The sequence below is a fragment of the Polynucleobacter sp. IMCC30063 genome (assembly GCF_021395235.1).
Taxonomy (GTDB): domain Bacteria; phylum Pseudomonadota; class Gammaproteobacteria; order Burkholderiales; family Burkholderiaceae; genus Polynucleobacter.
The window spans coordinates 188,451-208,123 of sequence record NZ_JAJVCQ010000002.1 but is presented as its reverse complement, the minus strand read 5'-3'; the positions used below and the strand labels follow the sequence as shown (position 1 = coordinate 208,123).

Annotated in this window: 22 protein-coding genes; 12 read left to right on the top strand and 10 right to left on the bottom strand. The window is 45.1% G+C overall.

Annotated elements, in window-relative coordinates; translation table 11 throughout:
• Positions 1 to 22: 22 nt before the first annotated feature.
• Positions 23 to 880: an FAD binding domain-containing protein gene (locus LZG75_RS12320; protein WP_233936083.1), complete on the bottom strand. Its 858-nt coding sequence runs from the start codon at positions 878 to 880 to the stop codon at positions 23 to 25.
• Positions 877 to 1,350 (bottom strand): CoxG family protein, encoded by a 474-nt coding sequence (locus LZG75_RS05680; RefSeq protein WP_233923909.1) that lies wholly within the window; start codon positions 1,348 to 1,350, stop codon positions 877 to 879. Before LZG75_RS05680 ends, LZG75_RS12320 begins: the two co-directional genes overlap by 4 nt.
• A 110-nt stretch (positions 1,351 to 1,460) precedes the next feature.
• On the opposite strand from LZG75_RS05680, the gene LZG75_RS05675 reads away from it, so the two are divergent.
• The 8 genes from LZG75_RS05675 to LZG75_RS05640 all read left to right on the top strand — a co-directional run bounded on the left by LZG75_RS05675 (position 1,461) and on the right by LZG75_RS05640 (position 8,569).
• A complete protein-coding gene (locus LZG75_RS05675; protein WP_233923908.1) occupies positions 1,461 to 2,141 on the top strand; it encodes a TetR/AcrR family transcriptional regulator in 681 nt (226 codons plus the stop codon).
• The gene (locus LZG75_RS05670; RefSeq protein WP_233936081.1) at positions 2,141 to 2,596 is read left to right on the top strand and encodes a VOC family protein; all 456 of its coding nucleotides are present in this window, start codon (positions 2,141 to 2,143) and stop codon (positions 2,594 to 2,596) included. Before LZG75_RS05675 ends, LZG75_RS05670 begins: the two co-directional genes overlap by 1 nt.
• Before the next feature lie 7 nt (positions 2,597 to 2,603).
• Positions 2,604 to 3,869 carry an FAD-dependent oxidoreductase gene (locus tag LZG75_RS05665; RefSeq protein WP_233936079.1) on the top strand — a complete coding sequence of 422 codons (1,266 nt, stop codon included), beginning with the start codon at positions 2,604 to 2,606 and terminating at the stop codon, positions 3,867 to 3,869.
• 48 nt (positions 3,870 to 3,917) lie between these two features.
• Positions 3,918 to 5,156: an ABC transporter substrate-binding protein gene (locus tag LZG75_RS05660; RefSeq protein ID WP_233923905.1), complete on the top strand. Its 1,239-nt coding sequence runs from the start codon at positions 3,918 to 3,920 to the stop codon at positions 5,154 to 5,156.
• Between the two features lie 64 nt (positions 5,157 to 5,220).
• Positions 5,221 to 6,117 (top strand): branched-chain amino acid ABC transporter permease, encoded by an 897-nt coding sequence (locus LZG75_RS05655; protein WP_233923904.1) that lies wholly within the window; start codon positions 5,221 to 5,223, stop codon positions 6,115 to 6,117.
• A 12-nt stretch (positions 6,118 to 6,129) separates the two neighbouring features.
• A complete protein-coding gene (locus LZG75_RS05650; protein WP_233936076.1) occupies positions 6,130 to 7,110 on the top strand; it encodes a branched-chain amino acid ABC transporter permease in 981 nt (326 codons plus the stop codon).
• Positions 7,107 to 7,862, top strand: coding sequence for an ABC transporter ATP-binding protein (locus LZG75_RS05645; protein WP_233923902.1), 756 nt, complete (start codon positions 7,107 to 7,109; stop codon positions 7,860 to 7,862). The genes LZG75_RS05650 and LZG75_RS05645 overlap by 4 nt, the downstream gene beginning before the upstream one ends.
• Positions 7,863 to 7,864: 2 nt before the next feature.
• Entirely contained in the window at positions 7,865 to 8,569 is a 705-nt protein-coding gene (locus LZG75_RS05640) for an ABC transporter ATP-binding protein (protein ID WP_233923901.1), read from the top strand.
• 12 nt (positions 8,570 to 8,581) lie between these two features.
• Here the strand turns inward: LZG75_RS05640 and LZG75_RS05635 are convergent, their stop codons facing one another.
• Both LZG75_RS05635 and LZG75_RS05630 read right to left on the bottom strand, forming a co-directional pair.
• Positions 8,582 to 9,094 (bottom strand): YqaA family protein, encoded by a 513-nt coding sequence (locus LZG75_RS05635; RefSeq protein ID WP_233923900.1) that lies wholly within the window; start codon positions 9,092 to 9,094, stop codon positions 8,582 to 8,584.
• Positions 9,094 to 10,287: a CaiB/BaiF CoA-transferase family protein gene (locus tag LZG75_RS05630; protein ID WP_233923899.1), complete on the bottom strand. Its 1,194-nt coding sequence runs from the start codon at positions 10,285 to 10,287 to the stop codon at positions 9,094 to 9,096. Before LZG75_RS05630 ends, LZG75_RS05635 begins: the two co-directional genes overlap by 1 nt.
• A gap of 109 nt (positions 10,288 to 10,396) precedes the next feature.
• Between LZG75_RS05630 and LZG75_RS05625 the strand changes: the two genes are divergently transcribed.
• Complete coding sequence (locus tag LZG75_RS05625) at positions 10,397 to 11,566, top strand: acyl-CoA dehydrogenase family protein (RefSeq protein WP_233923898.1); 1,170 nt, start codon at positions 10,397 to 10,399, stop codon at positions 11,564 to 11,566.
• Positions 11,566 to 12,786, top strand: a complete 1,221-nt coding sequence (locus LZG75_RS05620) for a CaiB/BaiF CoA-transferase family protein (RefSeq protein WP_233936074.1) — start codon at positions 11,566 to 11,568, stop codon at positions 12,784 to 12,786. The genes LZG75_RS05625 and LZG75_RS05620 overlap by 1 nt, the downstream gene beginning before the upstream one ends.
• A gap of 19 nt (positions 12,787 to 12,805) precedes the next feature.
• Here LZG75_RS05620 and cls read toward each other — a convergent pair whose 3' ends face one another.
• From cls to LZG75_RS05605, 3 genes are read right to left on the bottom strand one after another with little or no spacing between them, the layout of a single operon-like run.
• Positions 12,806 to 14,299, bottom strand: a complete 1,494-nt coding sequence (gene cls, locus LZG75_RS05615; protein ID WP_233936072.1) for a cardiolipin synthase — start codon at positions 14,297 to 14,299, stop codon at positions 12,806 to 12,808.
• Complete coding sequence (locus LZG75_RS05610) at positions 14,296 to 15,009, bottom strand: endonuclease/exonuclease/phosphatase family protein (RefSeq protein WP_233923895.1); 714 nt, start codon at positions 15,007 to 15,009, stop codon at positions 14,296 to 14,298. Before LZG75_RS05610 ends, cls begins: the two co-directional genes overlap by 4 nt.
• 26 nt (positions 15,010 to 15,035) lie before the next feature.
• Entirely contained in the window at positions 15,036 to 15,272 is a 237-nt protein-coding gene (locus LZG75_RS05605; RefSeq protein ID WP_233923894.1) for a (2Fe-2S)-binding protein, read from the bottom strand.
• A 136-nt stretch (positions 15,273 to 15,408) separates the two neighbouring features.
• On the opposite strand from LZG75_RS05605, the gene LZG75_RS05600 reads away from it, so the two are divergent.
• Positions 15,409 to 16,104, top strand: coding sequence for an ABC transporter permease (locus LZG75_RS05600; RefSeq protein ID WP_233923893.1), 696 nt, complete (start codon positions 15,409 to 15,411; stop codon positions 16,102 to 16,104).
• Positions 16,105 to 16,108: 4 nt separating this feature from the next.
• Positions 16,109 to 16,795 (top strand): ATP-binding cassette domain-containing protein, encoded by a 687-nt coding sequence (locus LZG75_RS05595; RefSeq protein ID WP_233923892.1) that lies wholly within the window; start codon positions 16,109 to 16,111, stop codon positions 16,793 to 16,795.
• A 19-nt stretch (positions 16,796 to 16,814) separates the two neighbouring features.
• Here LZG75_RS05595 and apbC read toward each other — a convergent pair whose 3' ends face one another.
• The 3 genes from apbC to LZG75_RS05580 form a co-directional block, all read right to left on the bottom strand.
• Positions 16,815 to 17,903 carry an iron-sulfur cluster carrier protein ApbC gene (gene apbC / locus LZG75_RS05590; RefSeq protein ID WP_233923891.1) on the bottom strand — a complete coding sequence of 363 codons (1,089 nt, stop codon included), beginning with the start codon at positions 17,901 to 17,903 and terminating at the stop codon, positions 16,815 to 16,817.
• Positions 17,904 to 17,923: 20 nt separating this feature from the next.
• Positions 17,924 to 18,865 (bottom strand): anion permease, encoded by a 942-nt coding sequence (locus LZG75_RS05585; protein WP_370634790.1) that lies wholly within the window; start codon positions 18,863 to 18,865, stop codon positions 17,924 to 17,926.
• A gap of 95 nt (positions 18,866 to 18,960) precedes the next feature.
• Positions 18,961 to 19,608 (bottom strand): DUF47 domain-containing protein, encoded by a 648-nt coding sequence (locus tag LZG75_RS05580; RefSeq protein ID WP_233923889.1) that lies wholly within the window; start codon positions 19,606 to 19,608, stop codon positions 18,961 to 18,963.
• Positions 19,609 to 19,673: the final 65 nt, after the last annotated feature.

The window sequence follows — 19,673 nt, the reverse complement described above, 5'->3', positions numbered from 1 at the left end:
CTCAAGTGCAAGCTGCTCATCTTTACTCAGCTAACATTTTTTTTAAAGCCCGCTCAAGTAGCACACCGACTAAATGACTTTTGGCTGCGGCGCTATTGGTAATATCTTCCATGGTTTCAATCTCCGCACGCGCTGCTGCAACTGCTGCTGCAATTAATTCGGCGTTCACCGCTTGGTCATTAACTAGGCTTTGCGCTTGCACCGCAGCTACCGGCGTTGTCGCTACGGAGAAAAAAACAAAATGGCAGTCGCTAAAAACTTGGCCTGTTTTTTTTGCTACCGCAGCTAAGCCTGCCACAGCATAATCGCCATGCCGTCGCGCTAATTCTTGAAAAGAGAAAACCTGTTTCGCATTTGCCAGCGGAATTTCAGTGCCCATTAAGATTTCATCAGGCGCCAAGGCGGTGGTATATAAATCGACAAAAAAATCGCTTGCTAGAATGCGGCGCTCGCCCTGCAGGCCTCGCACTACCATGGTTGCATTCACGGCAATACTGCAAGCAGGCCACTCGGCTGCTGGATCACCATACACTAATGAGCCGCCCCAAGTACCTAAATTACGAATAGCCCGATGGGCAATATGCGGAGCTGCTGCGCATAAAATCGGCGCATATTTTTTTACTAGGGCGGCGTTTTCAATTTCAGTATGCGTAACTAAAGCGCCAACCCACAAATGCTCGCCAATTATTTCAATGCCTTTTAGTTCAGTCAGTTCTGTAATGTCAATCAATAACTGGGGCTCTGATAAGCGCATATTCAAGGTAGCCAATAATGTTTGGCCACCAGCCATTAAACGGGCATCATCACCATGCTCGCTCATTAAGGCCAATACCTCGGGAACAGATTGCGCCTTAATATAATCAAACGCTGCTGCTTTCACGCTACGCCCCCATCGGTAATTTCATTAGCAAGGGGATTTAATTCTTTAGCAAAAGCTTGAAAAAAATCATCTGCAATTTTTTTTGCTGAAGCACTAATTAAGCGCCCGCCAATTTGCCCTAACTTACCGCCAATTGAGGCCTCGGTAGTAAAGCTCACTAAGGTACCTCCTTCAGCATTACTTAATTCAACGCGCGAGCGTCCTTTGGCAAAGCCAGCGGCTCCACCCGAGCCTTCAAAAGCCAGTGCACACGATTTTTCTTCAACTACTTCAGAAAGCAACAGCTTGCCAGCGAACCGAGCACGCACGGGGCCAATCTTAAACATCACCTTAGCGTGAACTTCTTCAGGCGAAATTCGCTCAATGGATTCACAACCCGGAATTGCCTTTCCCAGTACTGCAATGTCATTTAAGCCCCGCCAAACAACGGGCACAGAAGCAGCAATAAACTGCTCGCCATTGAGTTCCATTCAATCTCCTCGGGTTTATACGAATAGAGTCTTATCAACCAAGTGGTCAACAATGAACCATTATTGAACCTTTGGTCAATAAGACTAAATGAGGATAAACCCTTAAAGGCATGGAATTCATCACTAGCGGAGTTTTAGATAAGCCACCTGCCCTGCGGCGACGGATGAGCACGGTTGATCGTCATAAACAAATTATTGATGGGGCAATCCAATTTTTTGCTCGCTATGGGATGGATGGGCAATTACGTAACCTTACAGATGAACTGGGTATTACCCACACCCTTCTATATCATTACTTTCCCACCAAAGATGCACTGATTAAAAAAGTCTATCAAGAGGTTTTTGAGCGGCGTTGGAAAACCGAGTGGGAAGATCTACTAGATGATAAAACACAACTACCCGAGGCCAAGTTAAATGCCTTCTATCTCGATTACACCGCTAGTGTGCTCACTTACGACTTTGTGCGCATTCTCATTTATTCGGGCTTAAGCGACCACGCCATTAGTGATCGCTTTTTCGAATCCTTACGCTCGCGCTTAATTCCTCGCCTTATTCGTGAAACACGAAAATATTGCCACCGTAATACCCGCGCTAAACCAAGTAACCGTGAACTCGAGCTGCTAATGGGCTTGCACGGCGGTATTTTTTACATTGGTATTCGGCGGTGGATCTATGGCCAGGCGATTTACAGCCCCACGTCGCCACAGACCGATGAAGCAATTATTAAGGATCGAATTTATTCCTATCTTTTGTCTGCCCAAAATCTATTTACATCTTCAGCGAGGTCATGATGGCGCAATTAATTTTGAATCATTTCTCTATTCGTAGTTTAGAAATTGAAAAAACGGTGGCTTTTTATTCCCAAGTTTTAGATTTAAAAAAAGGCCCGCGCCCTGATTTTCCTTTTCCCGGTGTGTGGCTATATAGCGGTGCAGATAATGATTACAACAATGCAGTTCTGCACCTTATCGCGATCGATAAAAATGATCCAGAGGGCTTAAAAAAATATTTAGGTGAGCGTGACTTTACCTCTTTACAAGGCTCAGGGGCCATTGATCATATTGCTTTTTTAGCTGCTGGCTTAGGCGCTATGCTGAAAAAATTAAAAACCCTGGCAGTACCCTATCGCGAACGAACTGTGCCTGTCTTAAAGTTGCACCAAATTTTTCTTGATGACCCTAATGGTATTGTCATTGAACTGAATTATCCAGCTGCTGAAAAAACCGCTTTAGATGCGCAAGGCTAACCCATCAATGGCAAAAATAATCGTCGCAGGCGGCTCTCTAGGCGGTCTGTTTGTCGCCAATATGCTACTTCGCCAAGGTCATGATGTAGTTATTTTAGAAAAGGCCTTAGGCTCGCTAGATGGACGTGGCGCGGGGATTGTTACCCATGATGCGCTGGCAGAAGCACTCATCATTGCAGGCGTGCCAGTGAATGAATCACTCGGCGTTCAGGTTAATAAAAGGGTGACTTTAGCCGAAGATGGGCACTGTCTCGACGAGATGCTCTTACCGCAAGTCTTAACTTCGTGGAGTAGGCTTTACCACCTACTGAAAAATCAATTTCCACCTGAGCGATATTTACAAGGCAAAACAATAATTTGCCTGAGTCAAACCGCTAGTGCTGTAAAAATTACTTGTGAAGATAAAAGTGAATACCAGGCTGAACTCTTAATTGCTTCTGATGGAATTCGCTCGGGAGTGCGGGCCCAACTTGCGCCCATGGTGCAGCCCGAATATGCTGGTTACATTGCTTGGCGCGGGGTTTGCGATGAAAGCGTGTTATCAAATTACACCCGTTCAAGTCTTTTCAATTACTTCGGATTTTGCTTACCGAGTGGCGAGCAAATGCTCGGTTATCCAGTAGCAGGATCAGGTAACGACACGCGTGCTGGTAAGCGCCGTTATAACTTTGTCTGGTATCGACCCGCTGACTCGACTAGTGAGCTTACTGAATTACTCACCGATACTGATGGCATAACCTATCCCTTGGGCATTCCTCCGGCTAAAGTTGCCTGGCGCCACATAGCGCATATGCGGGAAACCGCGCGGGCGATTTTGGCACCACAATTTGCCGAAGTAACCGAAAAAACCCCGCAACCTTTTTTGCAAGCTATTTATGACGTCTATTCGCAGCAAATTGCTTTTAATCGCGTTGCCTTGATGGGTGATGCGGCCTTTGTTGGTCGCCCACATGTCGGTATGGGGGTTACCAAAGCCGGGGATGAAGCGCGTGTCATCACCAGCTGTATTGCCAGCTTTGGGGCAACCCCGCAAGCCTTGCTGGCCTATGAAAATTCCCGCCTTACACTGGGCCAACAAGTAGTAAAGCGGGCGCAGTACCTTGGGCGGTATATGCAGTCTCAAGGCAAGCAAGGAAATTCAGCAGAACTATCAGCTACTGCCGTAAAACGCAATGCTATTACAGTGATGTCTGAAACCGCAGTTGATATTAGTCAATTATTAGCAGCAGGTAAGGCTGTACCACAAGAATTCCAGCATTCAGTTAAGATTTAAAAAATAGTTATTCATTTCAATATAAAACGTTTTTATGAAGGAGACACCATGAGCCGCAAACCAAGCACAAATCCCCAGCGTCGCAAATTGCTAATCGGTGGCGCAGCTGTTGCCTCGACACCATTTTGGTTCAATATTGCCAAAGCACAGGCAGCGCCAATTAAGATTGGTTTTCCAACCCCCTTAACCGGACCCTTTTCTGCAGAAGCGCAAGATCAAGCTCGAGCTGCCGAGTTAGCGATTAAAGAATTTAATGAGGCTGGCGGCTTTAATGGTCGCAAAGCGGAATTACTGGTTCGCGATGACAAATTAAATCCTGGTGAAGCTGCTACTCGCACTCTTGAGTTAATTGAAAAAGATAAAGTCGATTATGTGGTGGGCTCCTTATCTGCCGCTACTCAGCTCTCAATTAATGCAGTTTGTAAAGAGCGTAAAGTCATTTTTAACTCGATTAGTCAGTCTGATGCAATTAATGAAGTAAAAGATTGGAGCATCTATACCTTTCATGAGGCATTAAATCCCACCATGACTGCAGGCGCTGTAGCCCGCTATGCGATTCCCCGCTTTGGTAAAAAAATTGTTTTTCTCACTGCTGACTATGCCTATGGTCACGAAATGGTGCGTGCTTTTGAACGGGCGGGTAAAAAGATGGGGGCAACTACCTTGGCTGATATTCGTCACCCCCTTGGCGCAGCAGATTACTCCGCTTTCTTACCACGGATTAAAGCCTTAAATCCTGATATTTTGGTGTTATGTAACTTTGGTCGTGATCTAGTTAACTCCGCTAAGCAATGCACCGACTTTGGTCTAAAGAACAGTATGAAAATTGTTACCCCAGTGCTGCTCTACACGGCGCGGCAAGCAGGAGGCCCAGAGGCCTTTGAAGGCATCATGGGCGGCACTTCTTATTACTGGGGTCTGGAAGATCGTATTCCCAGTGCCAAGATATTTAATGATCGTTTTCGTAAAGCCTATGGTGGAGCAGTTCCTTCCGACTATGGCGCTCTAGGATATTCAGGAATTCGTAGTATCTTACAAGCCATTAAAAATGCGAAGTCTACCGATACCGCAAAAGTGATTACAGCGCTTGAACAATTAAAATATGATTGGTACAAAGGACCAGAGTATTACCGCAAGTGCGATCATCAGGCAGTACAGTCGGTCATTCTAATCGACTCAAAATCAAAAAATATGAAAGATAAGTACGACGTCTTTAATATTTTGCAGATTGATCCAGTCTCGGAAGAGAATATGCGTAGCTGTGCTGAGCTAGGATTTAAAGCCTAAGTACAAAACTGCAGCCAATGAAAGGCCGATACCCTCAAAGCTTGAATTGGGTATCGGTTTTTTAATGTCAAACGTCATGACTGGATTAACCCTCGACCTACTCTGCATGCAATTGTTGACGGGGATTGCCTTGGGTAGTATTTATGCTTTGCTTGCGCTTGGTCTGTGCTTAATTTTTGGCATGCTAACCGTCGTGAATTTTGCTCACGGTGCTTTTTTTATGGTCGGTGCATTTTTAGGGGTTTATTTTTTGGGCCTTACAGGCAGCTTTTGGTTTAGTTTGCTGGTAGTCCCACTTATTACTGGTGTAATGGGCTTAATCACCGAGCGCTTTTTGGTGCGCCCCATGTATGGTCGTGGCATTGATTACCCTCTGCTACTCACCTTTGGTCTCTCGTATGTCTTAATTGAATTGACTCGGATTATTTTTGGTATTGAGGGTATGCCGTCAATTACCCCCGAGGGCCTTAGCGGCTCAGTAAATGTGGGCTTTGGTTACTTTCCCAAATACCGACTTTTTTTAATCTTGGCTACCGCAGTCATTATTTTATGCATCTGGTTATTTATTCAAAAAACCCGCTATGGCTTAATTATTAAAGCAGGTTCACGTGATCAAGAAATCCTTAAGGTATTGGGCGTTGATATTGCCACGGTTTGGTTGTTAGTATTTGCAGTTGGTACGGCTATTGCAGGCCTCTCGGGGATCTTAGCCTCACCCACTCGTTCGGTTAATCCTGAAATGGGTATTCCTATTTTGGCCGAGTCTTTTGTGGTGACAGTTGTAGGTGGTATGGGTTCACCCGTTGGCGCCGTGGTTGCCGGCTTACTAGTGGGCATTGTGTACAGTATGACTTCACTATTTGCGCCCGATTTGGCCGAACTTTCCATTTTTGTCTTGATGGCAGTAGTGCTAATTATTCGCCCACAAGGTCTGTTCGGTAAAGCCGGATTAATGGGTTAAATCAAATTCACCATGCCATCAACCCAAACTAATCTCGCGAAAATAACTCAAGCTATTGCTCGTCATCGCGTAATTTCAGTCGCTATTGCCTTATTGATTCTACCCTTCGTTATGCCCTATGAAGCACTGGCAATCAATATTTTGGTATTTGGTTTATTTGCTATGGGCTTTAATTTATTGTTTGGCTATATGGGCCTACTGTCTTTTGGCCATGGTGCATTTTTAGGTATGGGCGGTTACCTTACCGGTATTAGCATGGTTCATTTCTCATTACCATGGGGTTTGGCAATTGTTATTGGAGTGCTTGGGGCTGCGCTTGGTGGCTTGGTGATGGGCTTTTTAGCGATCCGCACGCGCGGCATTTATTTTTCAATGGTCACGCTTGCCTTGGGTCAAATTATTTATTATATTTTTTATAAGGCTGAAAGCCTGACGGGCGGCGAAAATGGTTTACGGGGTGTAAAAGTAGATTCATTTTCTTTCTTCGGTTTCACTGTAGATCTGCTTAATCCAATCACTAAATACTATTTTATTTTTATTTTTGTACTGGCGGCTATTTGGTTTGTATCGCGTATTTTAAATTCACCACTAGGCGCAGTCATGGAGGCGATTCGCGAAAATGAAAAACGGGCTGCTGCTTGCGGCTTTAATGTTGCGCGTACCAAGCTACTAGTCTTTATTTTATCTGCGGGAATTTGTGGTTTAGCCGGGTCATTGCGAGCCTTGCATCTGTCGATTGTACCAATCGACTCCTTACATTATTTGCAATCGGGCCAAGCGGTGATGATGAGTATTTTAGGGGGGATGGGTACCTTCTTTGGGCCCTTTATTGGCGCAGCAGTCATGCTCTACCTTGAGGACGTTATCACTAATTTCACCACGCATTGGATGTTAGTTGTTGGTCTTATCTTTATGTTTTTTGTACTCTTTTTTCCGCAAGGAATTTGGGGCAGCATTTTGCATAAATTACCGCTTTCAAAAAATTCAAAATGAGTCTCTCGCCAACTCCCCCTATTCTTGAGGCGCGCAACCTCACCATGTACTTTGGTAAGTTTCGGGCACTTAATGATGTTTCAGCGAGTTTTGCAGCGGGCTCATTAACGGCGATTATTGGCCCTAATGGCGCTGGTAAAAGTACTTTTTTTAATCTTCTCAGCGGCGCATTTCCTCCGTCTAGCGGCGAGATCATCTTTAATGGCGTTAATCTCACTGGGCAACCGCAATATGAGTTTCCGCGCCAAGGAATTTCGAAAAGCTTTCAAATTACTAATGTTTTTAAAAAACTTAGCGTGCACGAAAATGTGCGGGTTGCCGCCCAAATGGAGGTGTCTCGTTTTAATTTCTTGAAAAATGCACAGAGCTATCCCGACCCCATCATCATCGCGAATGAATTACTGCAACGCGTGAATTTAGAAAAATTACGCGATCGGAAAGCTGGTGATTTAGCCCATGGCCAACAACGTGCCCTGGAAATAGCCATGGCCCTAGCCTGTAACCCCAGCTTATTATTATTAGATGAGCCTACTGCAGGCATGTCACCTGAAGAAACACTAGTAATGATGGATTTAATTCGTACCCTCGCTACTGAGCGTACCGTCATTTTAGTTGAGCACAAAATGAAGTTAATTATGGGTCTTTGCCAACGTATTATTGTTTTACACCATGGTGAATTTTTGGCTGAAGGCAGTCCTGATGAAATTCAGAGTAATGCTGAAGTTCGACGTGTTTATTTAGGTCAGGGTTGATGATGTTAAAAGTTGAAAAGCTCAACGCCTGGTATGACCAAAGCCACGTCATTCAGGGCCTGAATTTAGAAATTCATCGCGGCGAAATTGTGACCCTTATGGGACGCAATGGCGCTGGAAAAACGACTACTCTGCGTACCTTAATGGGTTTAGTTGAAAAGCGCAGTGGCACTGCCCTATTTGATGGAAAATCGTTTCTCGAGCAACCCGCCCACCTGCGTTACCACCTTGGCTTAGCTTACGTTCCTGAAGATCGACGTATTGTGCCGGGCTTAACAGTAAAAGAAAATCTTGAGTTAGGTGTTATTGCCAAAAAATCGCGCGGCGATTTGCATGCCTTAGTTGATGAAATAGCAGAAACCTTCCCACGTTTAAAGGAGCGCCTGCATCAAGATGGTAGCTCACTCTCTGGGGGTGAACAACAAATGCTCGCTATCGCCCGAGCCATGATTGGTAAGCCAAAAATGATTTTGCTTGATGAGCCGTCTGAAGGCATCATGCCAGTTTTAGTCGATGAAATGTTTGAATTATTTGCTCGCATGCGCAGTCAAGGTATCACTATTTTATTGGTTGAGCAAAATGTACAACAAGCCCTGTCTATTTCTGATCGAGCCTATATTATTGATCAAGGCGAAATTGTATTTGAAGATACTGCGCAACGTTTACTTGATAATGATGACATTCAGCAAAAATATTGCGCTGTTTAGGTGGCTCTAAGCTTAATGCAAAACTGGTAAATGCAACCATTCGGCCAATTGATGCCAATACTGCATTGGGATTTCAGTTAATAACCAAGTCATCATTATAAAACGTAATAGTTTTCCAATTGCCATATAAATTAGGCAAGGTAGCCAAGCTAAGCGCATCCAGCCTGCAACCACACAGAGGGGGTCGCCAATGATGGGTACCCACGCCAATAATAATAATTTTGGCCCACTGCGTTCAAACCACTTGCCAATGCGGTAATGGGTTGGGCCCTTTAATGATTCATAAGCATTGCGGGCAATTAAACCCATCCACCAGTCGAACATACCACCTAAGGTATTGCCCAATGTCGCGACCCCAATCGCAGCCCAATACATATCGGGTCGCAAACTAATGTATCCAAATAAAATGGGCTCAGAGCCCAGCGGAATCAGAGTTGCCGAAGCAAAGGCGGTAATAAATAAAGTGCTTAAGCCCACGCTAGGTAACTGCGCCCATTGCAATAATTGCTGCAGTATTTCTGCCATTAAGCAATGACCCCAGCTGCACGTAAGGAGATAATTTGTGCCGCAGTTAAACCTGCTGCTAATAACACCGCATCGGTGTGCTCGCCAAGGGTTGGTGCACGTTGACGAATTGCACCAGGGTTATGAGATAGCTTCGGGAAGATGGCTGGCATCGCTACCGACAAACCGTCGGCAGACTTTACTGTAGCAATTGCCCCACGGGCAGCATAATGCGGGTCGGTAGCAATATCCTGCGCGGTATAAATCCGCCCTGCGGGCACTGCGGCATGTAATAAGCGCTCTAACAAGTCCTCTAACTGAAATTGGCAGGTCCACTCGCCAATCGCGGTATCAATCTCAACTGCTCTTTTAGCGCGCCCATCGTTGCGAGCCAAGGCTGGGTCTTCAGCCAAATCAGCGCGGCCAATTAAATTCATTAAACGCTTAAAAATCGAATCACCATTGCCTGCTATCAAAATATATTGGCCATCGGCGCAAGGATAGGCGTTCGAGGGCGCAATGCCAGGTAGGGCACCCCCTGCCGGTTGCCGAATAGTGCCAAATACCGAATATTCAGGTAACAAACTTTCAGTTAAGTTGAAAACCGCTTCGTACAGGGCAACATCAATCATTTGCCCTTCACCACCACGCGCATCGCGCTCATACAGGGCCAATAAAACACCTAATGCTCCATGCAGGCCTGCAATCGTATCGCCCAAAGAAATGCCAGCGCGTACAGGTACACCCTCAGGCTCACCAGTGATATAACGCAGTCCAGCCATGGCCTCGCCAATTGCTGCAAAGCCAGGTTCATCGCGCCGAGGTCCATCTTGACCAAAGCCAGAAATGCGCAACATAATTAAGCGCGGATTAAGGCGATGTAAATCGTCCCAACCTAAGCCCCATTTTTCCAGGGTACCGGGGCGAAAATTTTCAACTAAGATATCAGCCTCTACAGCTAAACTGCGGGCAATTGCTTGCCCCTCAGGAACGCGTAAATCAAGACAGACCGATTCTTTATTGCGCGACTGCGCTTGCCACCAAACAGAAGTTCCTTCATGCAACATGCGCCATTTACGCAAAGGATCGCCCTCGCCGGGAGCCTCAACTTTGATGATCTCAGCGCCAAAATCAGCTAAAGTTTTGGCAGCAAAAGGGCCAGCAATTAATTGCCCTAACTCCAACACCTTAATCCCTGCAAGAATTTGCCGCATTGCCTACCCCCTGATTGATGACTACTCCATAAGCAATTCGATTATGCTAGAGGCATCAAAAGATTAATCCGTCTATTTTAATTGCGTCTCAAACTAAACGTCTTAAACCATGAACCCCACTATTCCCCAGCCCGACCAATATCAAGCTATACGTGAAGCCCTCAGGGCAATTTGTGGGCAATTTGATTCGGCTTATTGGCAGGCGATTGATCATCAGCGCGCCTATCCAGAGGCCTTCGTCAAAACCCTGACTGAAGCAGGCTGGCTATCCGCCCTCATTCCTGAGGAATATGGTGGCTCTGGTCTAGGCTTGGCAGAAGCATCGGTCATTATGGAAGAGATTAATTTTTCTGGGGGCAATGCTGGATCCTGCCATGGACAAATGTACAACATGGGAACCTTACTGAGGCATGGCTCAGAAGCACAAAAACAGCTTTACTTACCCAAAATTGCCGCCGGCGAATGGCGCTTGCAAAGTATGGCAGTTACTGAACCGAGTACTGGCACCGATACGACAAAACTAAAAACCATGGCAGTGAAAAAAGGGGATCAGTATTTTATTCATGGTCAAAAGGTCTGGATTTCGCGCATTCAACATTCCGACTTAATGATTTTATTAGCGCGAACCACCCCCTTAGCAGAAGTAAAAAAGAAATCGGAGGGCATGTCCATTTTTATTGTGAACTTGGCCAATGCAATCGGTCAGGGCATGGAAGTGCGCCCAATTAATAACATGGTCAATCATGAAACTAATGAAGTATTTTTTGACAACCTCGCAATTCCTGCGGAAAATTTAATTGGCACTGAAGGGCAAGGCTTTAAATATATTCTCGATGGGCTAAATGCAGAGCGCGCCTTAATTGCCGCTGAGTGCATCGGCGATGCGTACTGGTTTATTGACCGCGCACGTCGCTATGCCAATGAACGTATCGTCTTTGATCGCCCCATTGGTAAAAATCAGGGCATTCAATTTCCTCTCGCTGAAAGTTATATTGAAACTGAAGCCGCCAATTTAATGCGCTTCAAAGCCTGTAACCTATTTGACGCTAGCGCTGCATGTGGTGCCGAAGCGAATATGGCGAAATATTTAGCCGCAAAAGCCTCATGGGAAGCAGCCAATATGTGTATACAAACCTTTGGCGGCTTTGGCTTCGCCAGTGAATACGATATTGAACGTAAATTTCGTGAAACCCGTCTGTATCAAGTAGCCCCCATTTCAACCAACTTAATTTACGCTTACATTGCTGAGCATGTTCTCGGTTTACCCCGCTCCTTCTAATGTCTTCCACTCAAGCCAAGCCCCAGCAAACCCAGGTGGCCCAACGACCCCTTGATGGCATCACGGTGATAGCCTTAGAGCATGTGATTGCAGCGCCCTTTTGTACTCGCCAGTTGGCCGACTTAGGGGCCCGCGTCATTAAGATTGAGCGCCCTGGTTTAGGCGACTTTGCACGTGCATACGACACCCGCGCTAAAGGCATGTCATCCCATTTTGTTTGGGTTAATCGTTCCAAAGAAAGCTTAACGCTTGATTTAAAACAAGCGGCTGCCTTAGAAATTTTGCATAAGCTACTACAAACGGCTGACATCTTCGTACAAAACTTAGCGCCTGGGGCCGCTAGCCGTATGGGCCTGAGTGCCGATCATTTGCAAAAAGTCAATCCACGCTTAATTTATTGCGATGTTTCTGGTTATGGCAATGACGGCCCCTATCGCGATAAGAAAGCCTACGACCTATTAATTCAAAGCGAAGCTGGGTTTTTATCGGTTACCGGTACACCAGATGAACCCAGTAAGGCGGGAAACTCGATTGGTGATATTGCTGCAGGTATGTATGCCTACTCAAATATATTGGCTGCGCTGCTACTTCGTGAGAAAACGGGTCTTGGCTCTTGTATTGATATTTCGATGCTGGAATGTTTAAGTGAATGGATGAGTTTCCCGCTGTATTACGCGATGGATAATACGGATCCTCCTTCACGCAATGGTGCCTCGCATGCCACTATATATCCGTATGGACCTTTTCTGGCGGGGGATGGTAAGACGGTGATGTTAGGCCTACAAAATGAGCGGGAATGGTTGCAATTTTGCCGTCAGGTTCTTCTGAATGAAGCACTAGCAATTGATCCTCGCTTTAATAGTAATGCCCTGCGTAATGAGAATCGTGCCGCCCTTAAGCAAATTATTTTAGATACCTTTCGCCCGCTTAATAGCCAACAAGTCATTGCTAGGCTTGATCAGGCTCAAATAGCCAATGCGCAATTGAATGATATGGCTGGCTTGTGGCAACACCAACAACTAGCCGCTCGGCAACGCTGGGTCGAAGTAGAAAGTGCGAGCGGTACGATGCCAGCGCTCATTCCCCCCGGTATTAATGATGCCTATGAATACCGCATGGGTCCCATACCCAGTGTAGGAGAACATACCACCGCTATCTTAGAAGAATTAGGCTTGTCGGAGAATGAAATTAGTACACTACGCCAAGCAGGCACAATTTAATTTTTAAACCTCACTCTGCTTAGAGTAGCGGTGAAATTAAATATGCTGCATTTTCTTTCAGCCTTTGTAGGCGACTGCGTTTAGCCCAAGCCACTGGATCAACAAAACTCGATTTTTGAATATACGTTTGCAAGAGGGCATTAAGGCGCTGACAAAATTCAGTGTTATATACCAGTAAACTAATTTCAAAATTAAGATGCAGACTACGCATATCAAAATTAACCGAGCCAAACATGGCTATGCGCCGATCGATGAGTAAACTCTTGGTATGTAACAAGCCGCCATTAAATTCAGCAATGCGCACTCCCGCCGCCATTAACTCTTCATAATAACTACGACTACTAAGTGCCACTAATTTGGAATCATTCTTCCTAGGCACAATTAAAGTGACATCAACGCCACGATGGGCTGAAGCCATTAAAGCCTGCATTAAGCCATCATCCGCACCAAAATAAGGAGTGGTAATGATTAAACTTTCGCGCGCATCAATTAAGGCCGAGAGGATGAATTGATACAAAATATCATCGCGCGCAATCGGTCCCGTCGATAATTTTTGCGCCAAAATAGTGCCTGGCAAAATCTGCTGTTGAAATGACCGGGGATAAAATTGCGTCACTCGAGGGTTACAAACACTCCAATCTATTTGGAAAGTAGTTTCAAATTCAGAAACAACGGGGCCCTGTACCCGTAACATCGCATCAACCCATTCCCCTACGTTCGCATCTTGTTTAAAAGTGCGTGGATCAACTAGATTCATACTTCCTGTCCAAACAATGACTTCATCGATCACAAAAATTTTACGATGCAAACGTAAGTCAACTCGTCGAAATTGAAAGTTGCCAAAATGAATTGGTAAAGCGGCAATTAATTCGACTCCCGCATCCCTTAAGCGCTCAGGCCAAGCTGAATTAAGCCAATCTTTGCTCCCCAATGAATCCAGTAGCACCTTACAATCGATCCCCCGTTTTGCAGCCCTAATCAGTGCTTCAGCTACCTTATCGGCATCACCGCCAATGGCCCATATATAAAACTCTAAGTGCAAAGATTTTTTTGCCGCTTCAATATCAGCAATAAAGTGAGACAAAATAGTTAGCGAATCAGTCAATAAATCAATTCGGTTACCTGCAACGACAGGGGAGCCAAAGTGGGATGCGGCCAAACGACTGATAGCTTTTTCCTCAAAAGGTAATTGATCTTGGTCAGCCTGATAAAAACTAAATGCGGCATTTAATTGCTGCTGGAGTGCATCTTTAAGGTTCTCGGCCTTGTCCATTAAGGCGCGCCCAATCGATTTACCACCGATCAGGAAATAGGCAATTAAACCCAAGAAAGGAAAAATAAGCACCACGCCAAGCCAAGCTAAAGCGACGCTAACAGTGCGTCGCACCCAAATTAAATGCAGCCCAATACAGGCAACTGCAATAAAATGTAAGGTGGTAAAAAAAAGAAAGTAATCGCCTAAAAGAAAGGTATCACCATATATATTCTGTAGCAGTTGATAAAAATAAATCATGTCAATTCCAATTCAGTCGTAATCCCTAAATGGTCCGATAATTTTTCCCAATCGTGCAACAAGGCCGCCGAATGAATTTTCAGCCCACGAACATAAATTCGATCCATCGGTAAAATGGGTTTTATGCTTGGAAAGGTTTTTGCTGGAACTCCAGTTAACTCCTCAAATACTTCGCTAAAGCCCGCGGCGCGCATTGGCTCACTTAGACGGTTACGCCAATCGTTGAAATCACCAGCCACGATAGTTGGCCCGCCGGCAGTTAATTGCTTAATATGCGCAATAATTTCAACTAATTGACGCTCGCGTCCACTTTGAAATAAAGCTAAGTGAACGCAAAAACAATGAATTACTGGGCCATTTTCAGTAAGTTGAATTTGGCTATGTAGTAAGCCCCGCCGCTCGAAACGATATGCAGAGATATCGTAATTAAGGCCTTTTTGTAAAGCATGTTGCGAGAAAATAGCATTGCCATGGTGCCCGTGCTGATATTCAACATTTTTCCCATAATGCCAATGGCGCCAAAACCCAGCTGATAAATAATGGGTTAATTCATTATGTGGCCACCATCCATACCGTTTTGCTCTACCACGATGCTCTTGTTGTAATTCTTGGAGAAAAATGAGGTCAGCATGTTGGTGACGCATTTTTTGGCGCAAGCCATAAATCGTTGGGTGCAGATGCAAGGCCGAGAGCCCCTTATGCATATTCATGGTAATCACCCGCAGGCGCTGACCCTTCAAGTCGGCCCCACTGCATTTTGGCGACGGATGCGTGCCGCATAAATTTCACTGGCAACTAAATCTTCGCATTGCAAGCATTTATTACAAATCGAGGCCTGCTCGCGCAGCTCCTCAATCGAGGCAATCGGATGCGCATCGAGGTATTCGCGTAAATCTTCATCCCATACCCCATTGCAAAGACAGATGACTTCAGCCATGTTGAAATTAATATTCCCAATATTTGAATGCCCCATTTTGCCACTGCTTCTATTAATTGCGATGGCCAAGGGAGGCGTCTATAAATAAGATGAAAGCTAACTTGCTAGAATCAATACCTGAGCGTTTCTTGCGTAACTTACCATTTGGATCCTTTAGCCCTTATCCCACTTCATGCTTTCAGCCATTAACGATGCCCTACTTCTTCTCGGCCAGCCCAATAGCGGCATTCTGGGTATTGTGCTGGTCTCTTTGCAGGTGAGCCTCAGTGCACTCTTCCTTGGTTGCATAGTGGGCCTACCTATAGGCGCCCTGCTTGCAACGGAATCATTTACAGGGCGGCGTTTTTTGATCGTCGTCTTAAATAGCTTGATGGGCGTGCCCACTGTTGTTGTTGGAGTGGTAGTTTATTTGCTCTTATCGCGAACTGGGCCGATTGGTAATTGGGGTTGGTTGTTTACTGTCAAAGGCATGATTCTTGCACAATTTTGCTTAACGACACCTTTAATTGCCGCCTTAAGTCGTCAGCTTATTGAAGATGCCTGGAACTACCATCGAGAGTCGTTTTTATCCTTGCAACTAGCTTGGTTACCTCGCCTTAAATGGCTTATCTGGGATTGCCGTTTTTCCTTATCAATTGTTTTATTAGCCGGTTTAGCACGCGCCATTTCTGAAATTGGCGCAGTCATGATCGTTGGCGGTAACATCGATCACCATACCCGTACCATGACAACTGCGATTGCCCTCGAGACGAGTAAAGGTGATTTACCGCTAGCCCTAGCCTTGGGATTAATACTCATGTCTTTAGTAATTGGCGCCAATCTGATTACCTATCTGATTCGCCATAATGCGGAACAACGCTATGGATAAGCAGATGATTGCAATCCGTAAGCTGCAACTGGTTTTAGATAATAGAATTATTTTAGATATTCTCAGTGCTGATGTTCCCGCAACAGGAGTAGTCGCTTGTATTGGCGCAAATGGCGCTGGTAAAACCTCTTTATTAAAAGCTTTGCATGGCATTGTGCAGCCCCAACAAGGAAATATCACCATGCCATTACAACATCCCAGTGGCGCATTACGAAGCGCGCTGGTATTGCACCATACGCCAATGATTAAGGCGTCCGTACGGGCTAATTTAAATTTAGTGAGCGATTCGCCTTACCCTCCTGCTCCAGGTGCTGTAGATGTTATGTTGCGGGAAATTGGCTTGGCTCATTTAGCACTAGCCCCAGCCAAGAAGTTATCGGCTGGTGAGCGGCAAAAACTGTGTATTGGGCGAGCGCGCTTACTCAAACCACAATTAGTTTTACTTGATGAGCCCACAGCAAATTTAGATCCTAACGCCACCGAACAAGTTGAAGCATTAATTCGGACTCTCGCACAAGAAAACACCGGGGTGATTTTTTCTTCTCATCAGCTAGCCCAAGTGAAACGTTTAGCTAATTACATTATTTTTATGGATGCTGGCAGTATTGTTGAGTGTGGCACTCCGAAGGAATTCTTCAATAACCCCCAAACTACCGCCGCTAAACGTTTTTTACAATTTAGTGGCGGCTGATTGATTTAGCTTGAGCGCTTCAAGTATTTTGCACCACAATATTGGGGAACTTACTGCTCATATCTTTCGCCAATGTTCCCACCCGAATGGCAATTTGACGAGCCATATTTTTATAAATTGCGCTAATTGGCCCATCTGGATTAGCGATCACGGTTGGCATGCCAGCATCGGCGTCTTCACGAATAGATAGATTCAAAGGTAAGGCGCCGAGAAAATCGACCTTATAGTCACTGCACATTTTCTGCCCGCCGCCAGTACCAAAAACGTGTTCCTCATTGCCACACTTAGGGCAAATATAGGTACTCATATTTTCAATCACCCCAACAATGGGAATGCTGACTTTTTCAAACATCTTGAGACCCTTGCGCGCATCTAATAAGGCGATGTCTTGTGGGGTGGTAATAATGACCGCACCAGTAACTGGTACTTTCTGCGCTAGTGTGAGCTGAATGTCGCCAGTACCGGGTGGCATATCGACGATTAAATAATCGAGATCACGCCAACGCGTTTGATTTAACAATTGCTCAAGCGCAGAAGTGACCATCGGGCCACGCCAGACCATGGGATTATCTGCATCAATTAAAAAACCGATTGAACTAGCCTGAATTCCGTGCCCCATCATGGGCTCAATAGTGTTAGCCTCAAGTGATTCAGGGCGTCCTTGAATACCTAACAACATGGGCTGACTTGGGCCATATATATCAGCATCTAAAATCCCCACTTGAGCACCCTCGGCTGCTAATGCTAAAGCGAGATTGACTGCAGTAGTCGATTTTCCAACACCACCTTTACCACTGGCAATTGCAATAATATTTTTGACACCAGGCAATAATTTGACCCCTCGCTGTACAGCATGGGCGACAATATTACTGGCAATGGTGATGTTGACTTTAGTCACACCAGGTATTGCACTTACAGCACTCATCGCCAAGCCACGAATCAAATCAAACTGGCTTTTAGCTGGATAAGCCAAGACAATGTCAAAACTCACATCGCCTGCAGCAACCTGCAAATTACGAATGCATTTTCCGGCAAGCAAATCAATTTTTGTATTAGGGTCAATAACTTGCTTTAATGCCTCTTGAACTACTTCTACGGTAACAGCCAAAGGATTCTCCAGATAATCAATTAAAACAATAACAAGCTAAGGTAATACACGAGGGCTGCCATGATAGCAGTAGCAGGAATTGTAAATATCCAAGCCCATATAATATTGCTAGCGATCCCCCAGCGTACTGCACTAGCCCTTTGGGTAGACCCTACCCCTACAATAGCCCCAGCAATAGTATGGGTAGTAGAGACTGGTATGCCAAAGCTGCTAGCTAAAAATAAGGTGATTGCACCCCCTGTTTCAGCGCAAAACCCTCCTACTGGCTTTAATTTAGTTAGCTTTTGACCCATCGTGCGCACTATTCGCCATCCACCAAACATGGTGCCGAAAGCAATTGCAAAATAACACGTCAAGATAACCCAATATGGGGGCGCAGTGGCAGCAGCGTCGATATACCCTGTAATAATCAACATGAGCCAAATAATTCCAATGGTTTTTTGCGAGTCATTGCCGCCGTGCCCCAAACTATAAGCGCCAGCAGAAATAAGTTGTAAGCGTCTAAACCAACGATCAGTTCGCGAAGGCGTTTGGCCCCGGCAAAGCCAAAATACCACTAACATCATTAGGGAGCCAAATAAGAATCCAAGCAATGGTGAGATAACGATAAAGGCGACCGTTTTCAAAATACCACTCCAGACAAGTCCAGCAAACCCTGCTTTTGGTATAGTGGCGCCCACCAAACCACCAATCAAGGCATGCGAAGAACTCGAAGGTATTCCGTAATACCAAGTAATTACATTCCAAGTAATAGCCCCTACCAAAGCGCCAAAGATGACATGCAAATCAATCGTATTCGGGTCGACAATGCCCTTGCCAACGGTAGCGGCAACACTGAGATGAAAAATGGCAATCGCAAGAAAATTAAAAAAAGCGGCAAAGATAACTGCTTGATGTGGTTTTAAAACTCCAGTAGAAACAACCGTTGCAATTGAATTGGCTGCATCATGAAAACCATTCATGAAATCAAATAGGAGCGCTAATAACACCAGTAGCACTACAACCCAAAATGCAACTTCAAGCGCTAGCAAATTAATCTACCTTAAAAATACAACAATTAAGAGTTCTCAAGTACGATACCTTCAACCAAATTAGCTACGTCCTCGCATTTATCAGTAGCCTCTTCCAGCAACTCATAAATACGCTGTAGTTTAATTAGCTCGCGCACTTCTATTTCTTCACGAAATAATTTAGCAATCGAAGTAGAAAGCAGGCGATCAGCATCCGATTCAAGGCGATCGATTTCCTCGCAAGTTTTAAGCGTATCTTTCGCTACTTCAGGATCGGAAATGGATTTTAGACAAGCGATCACATTCTTCACTCGCCCACAACATTGCGTACAAATTTCAGCCATCTTTAACATTTCAGGGGTCATTTGCTTGACGTCATACAAATGCATTGCTTCGGTCGCATTCTGAATTAAATCAGCAACATCATCCATGGTATTAGTTAAAGAAAAAATCTGATCTCGATCAATCGGTGTAATAAAAGTTTTATGTAGCCGCCGATTCACTTCTTTGACCACAATATCGGCAGCATTCTCGGCGCTATCTACCTCCTGCGAATATTTCAAACGCAGAGTTTCATCGCTGTAATTCTTAATAAATTTTAGGAAGGCTTCAGAAGCTGCAAGAATATGGTTGGCATGCTCATTAAACAACTCAAAGAAATTGCCATCGTGGGGCATCAACTTACTAAAAAACATGAGTTTGGTTCCTTTGCATAAATGAGGCCATGAAGACAATCTGGGTGAGTCATTCTAAAGGAAGT

Excerpts from the sequence above, each read along its gene's own strand:
- LZG75_RS05625 (WP_233923898.1), top strand. The coding sequence starts at position 10,397 with ATGAACCCCACTATTCCCCAGCCCGACCAATATCAAGCTATACGTGAA.
- LZG75_RS05640 (WP_233923901.1), top strand. The coding sequence starts at position 7,865 with ATGTTAAAAGTTGAAAAGCTCAACGCCTGGTATGACCAAAGCCACGTC.
- LZG75_RS05585 (WP_370634790.1), bottom strand. The coding sequence starts at position 18,865 with ATGAATGGTTTTCATGATGCAGCCAATTCAATTGCAACGGTTGTTTCT.
- LZG75_RS05655 (WP_233923904.1), top strand. The coding sequence starts at position 5,221 with ATGTCAAACGTCATGACTGGATTAACCCTCGACCTACTCTGCATGCAA.
- LZG75_RS05670 (WP_233936081.1), top strand. The coding sequence starts at position 2,141 with ATGGCGCAATTAATTTTGAATCATTTCTCTATTCGTAGTTTAGAAATT.
- LZG75_RS05645 (WP_233923902.1), top strand. The coding sequence starts at position 7,107 with ATGAGTCTCTCGCCAACTCCCCCTATTCTTGAGGCGCGCAACCTCACC.
- cls (WP_233936072.1), bottom strand. The coding sequence starts at position 14,299 with ATGATTTATTTTTATCAACTGCTACAGAATATATATGGTGATACCTTT.
- LZG75_RS05660 (WP_233923905.1), top strand. The coding sequence starts at position 3,918 with ATGAGCCGCAAACCAAGCACAAATCCCCAGCGTCGCAAATTGCTAATC.
- LZG75_RS05635 (WP_233923900.1), bottom strand. The coding sequence starts at position 9,094 with ATGGCAGAAATACTGCAGCAATTATTGCAATGGGCGCAGTTACCTAGC.
- LZG75_RS05610 (WP_233923895.1), bottom strand. The coding sequence starts at position 15,009 with ATGAATATGCATAAGGGGCTCTCGGCCTTGCATCTGCACCCAACGATT.
- LZG75_RS05680 (WP_233923909.1), bottom strand. The coding sequence starts at position 1,350 with ATGGAACTCAATGGCGAGCAGTTTATTGCTGCTTCTGTGCCCGTTGTT.
- LZG75_RS05620 (WP_233936074.1), top strand. The coding sequence starts at position 11,566 with ATGTCTTCCACTCAAGCCAAGCCCCAGCAAACCCAGGTGGCCCAACGA.
- LZG75_RS05600 (WP_233923893.1), top strand. The coding sequence starts at position 15,409 with ATGCTTTCAGCCATTAACGATGCCCTACTTCTTCTCGGCCAGCCCAAT.
- LZG75_RS05650 (WP_233936076.1), top strand. The coding sequence starts at position 6,130 with ATGCCATCAACCCAAACTAATCTCGCGAAAATAACTCAAGCTATTGCT.
- LZG75_RS05665 (WP_233936079.1), top strand. The coding sequence starts at position 2,604 with ATGGCAAAAATAATCGTCGCAGGCGGCTCTCTAGGCGGTCTGTTTGTC.
- LZG75_RS05630 (WP_233923899.1), bottom strand. The coding sequence starts at position 10,287 with ATGCGGCAAATTCTTGCAGGGATTAAGGTGTTGGAGTTAGGGCAATTA.
- LZG75_RS05605 (WP_233923894.1), bottom strand. The coding sequence starts at position 15,272 with ATGGGGCATTCAAATATTGGGAATATTAATTTCAACATGGCTGAAGTC.
- LZG75_RS05595 (WP_233923892.1), top strand. The coding sequence starts at position 16,109 with ATGATTGCAATCCGTAAGCTGCAACTGGTTTTAGATAATAGAATTATT.
- LZG75_RS05675 (WP_233923908.1), top strand. The coding sequence starts at position 1,461 with ATGGAATTCATCACTAGCGGAGTTTTAGATAAGCCACCTGCCCTGCGG.
- LZG75_RS05580 (WP_233923889.1), bottom strand. The coding sequence starts at position 19,608 with ATGTTTTTTAGTAAGTTGATGCCCCACGATGGCAATTTCTTTGAGTTG.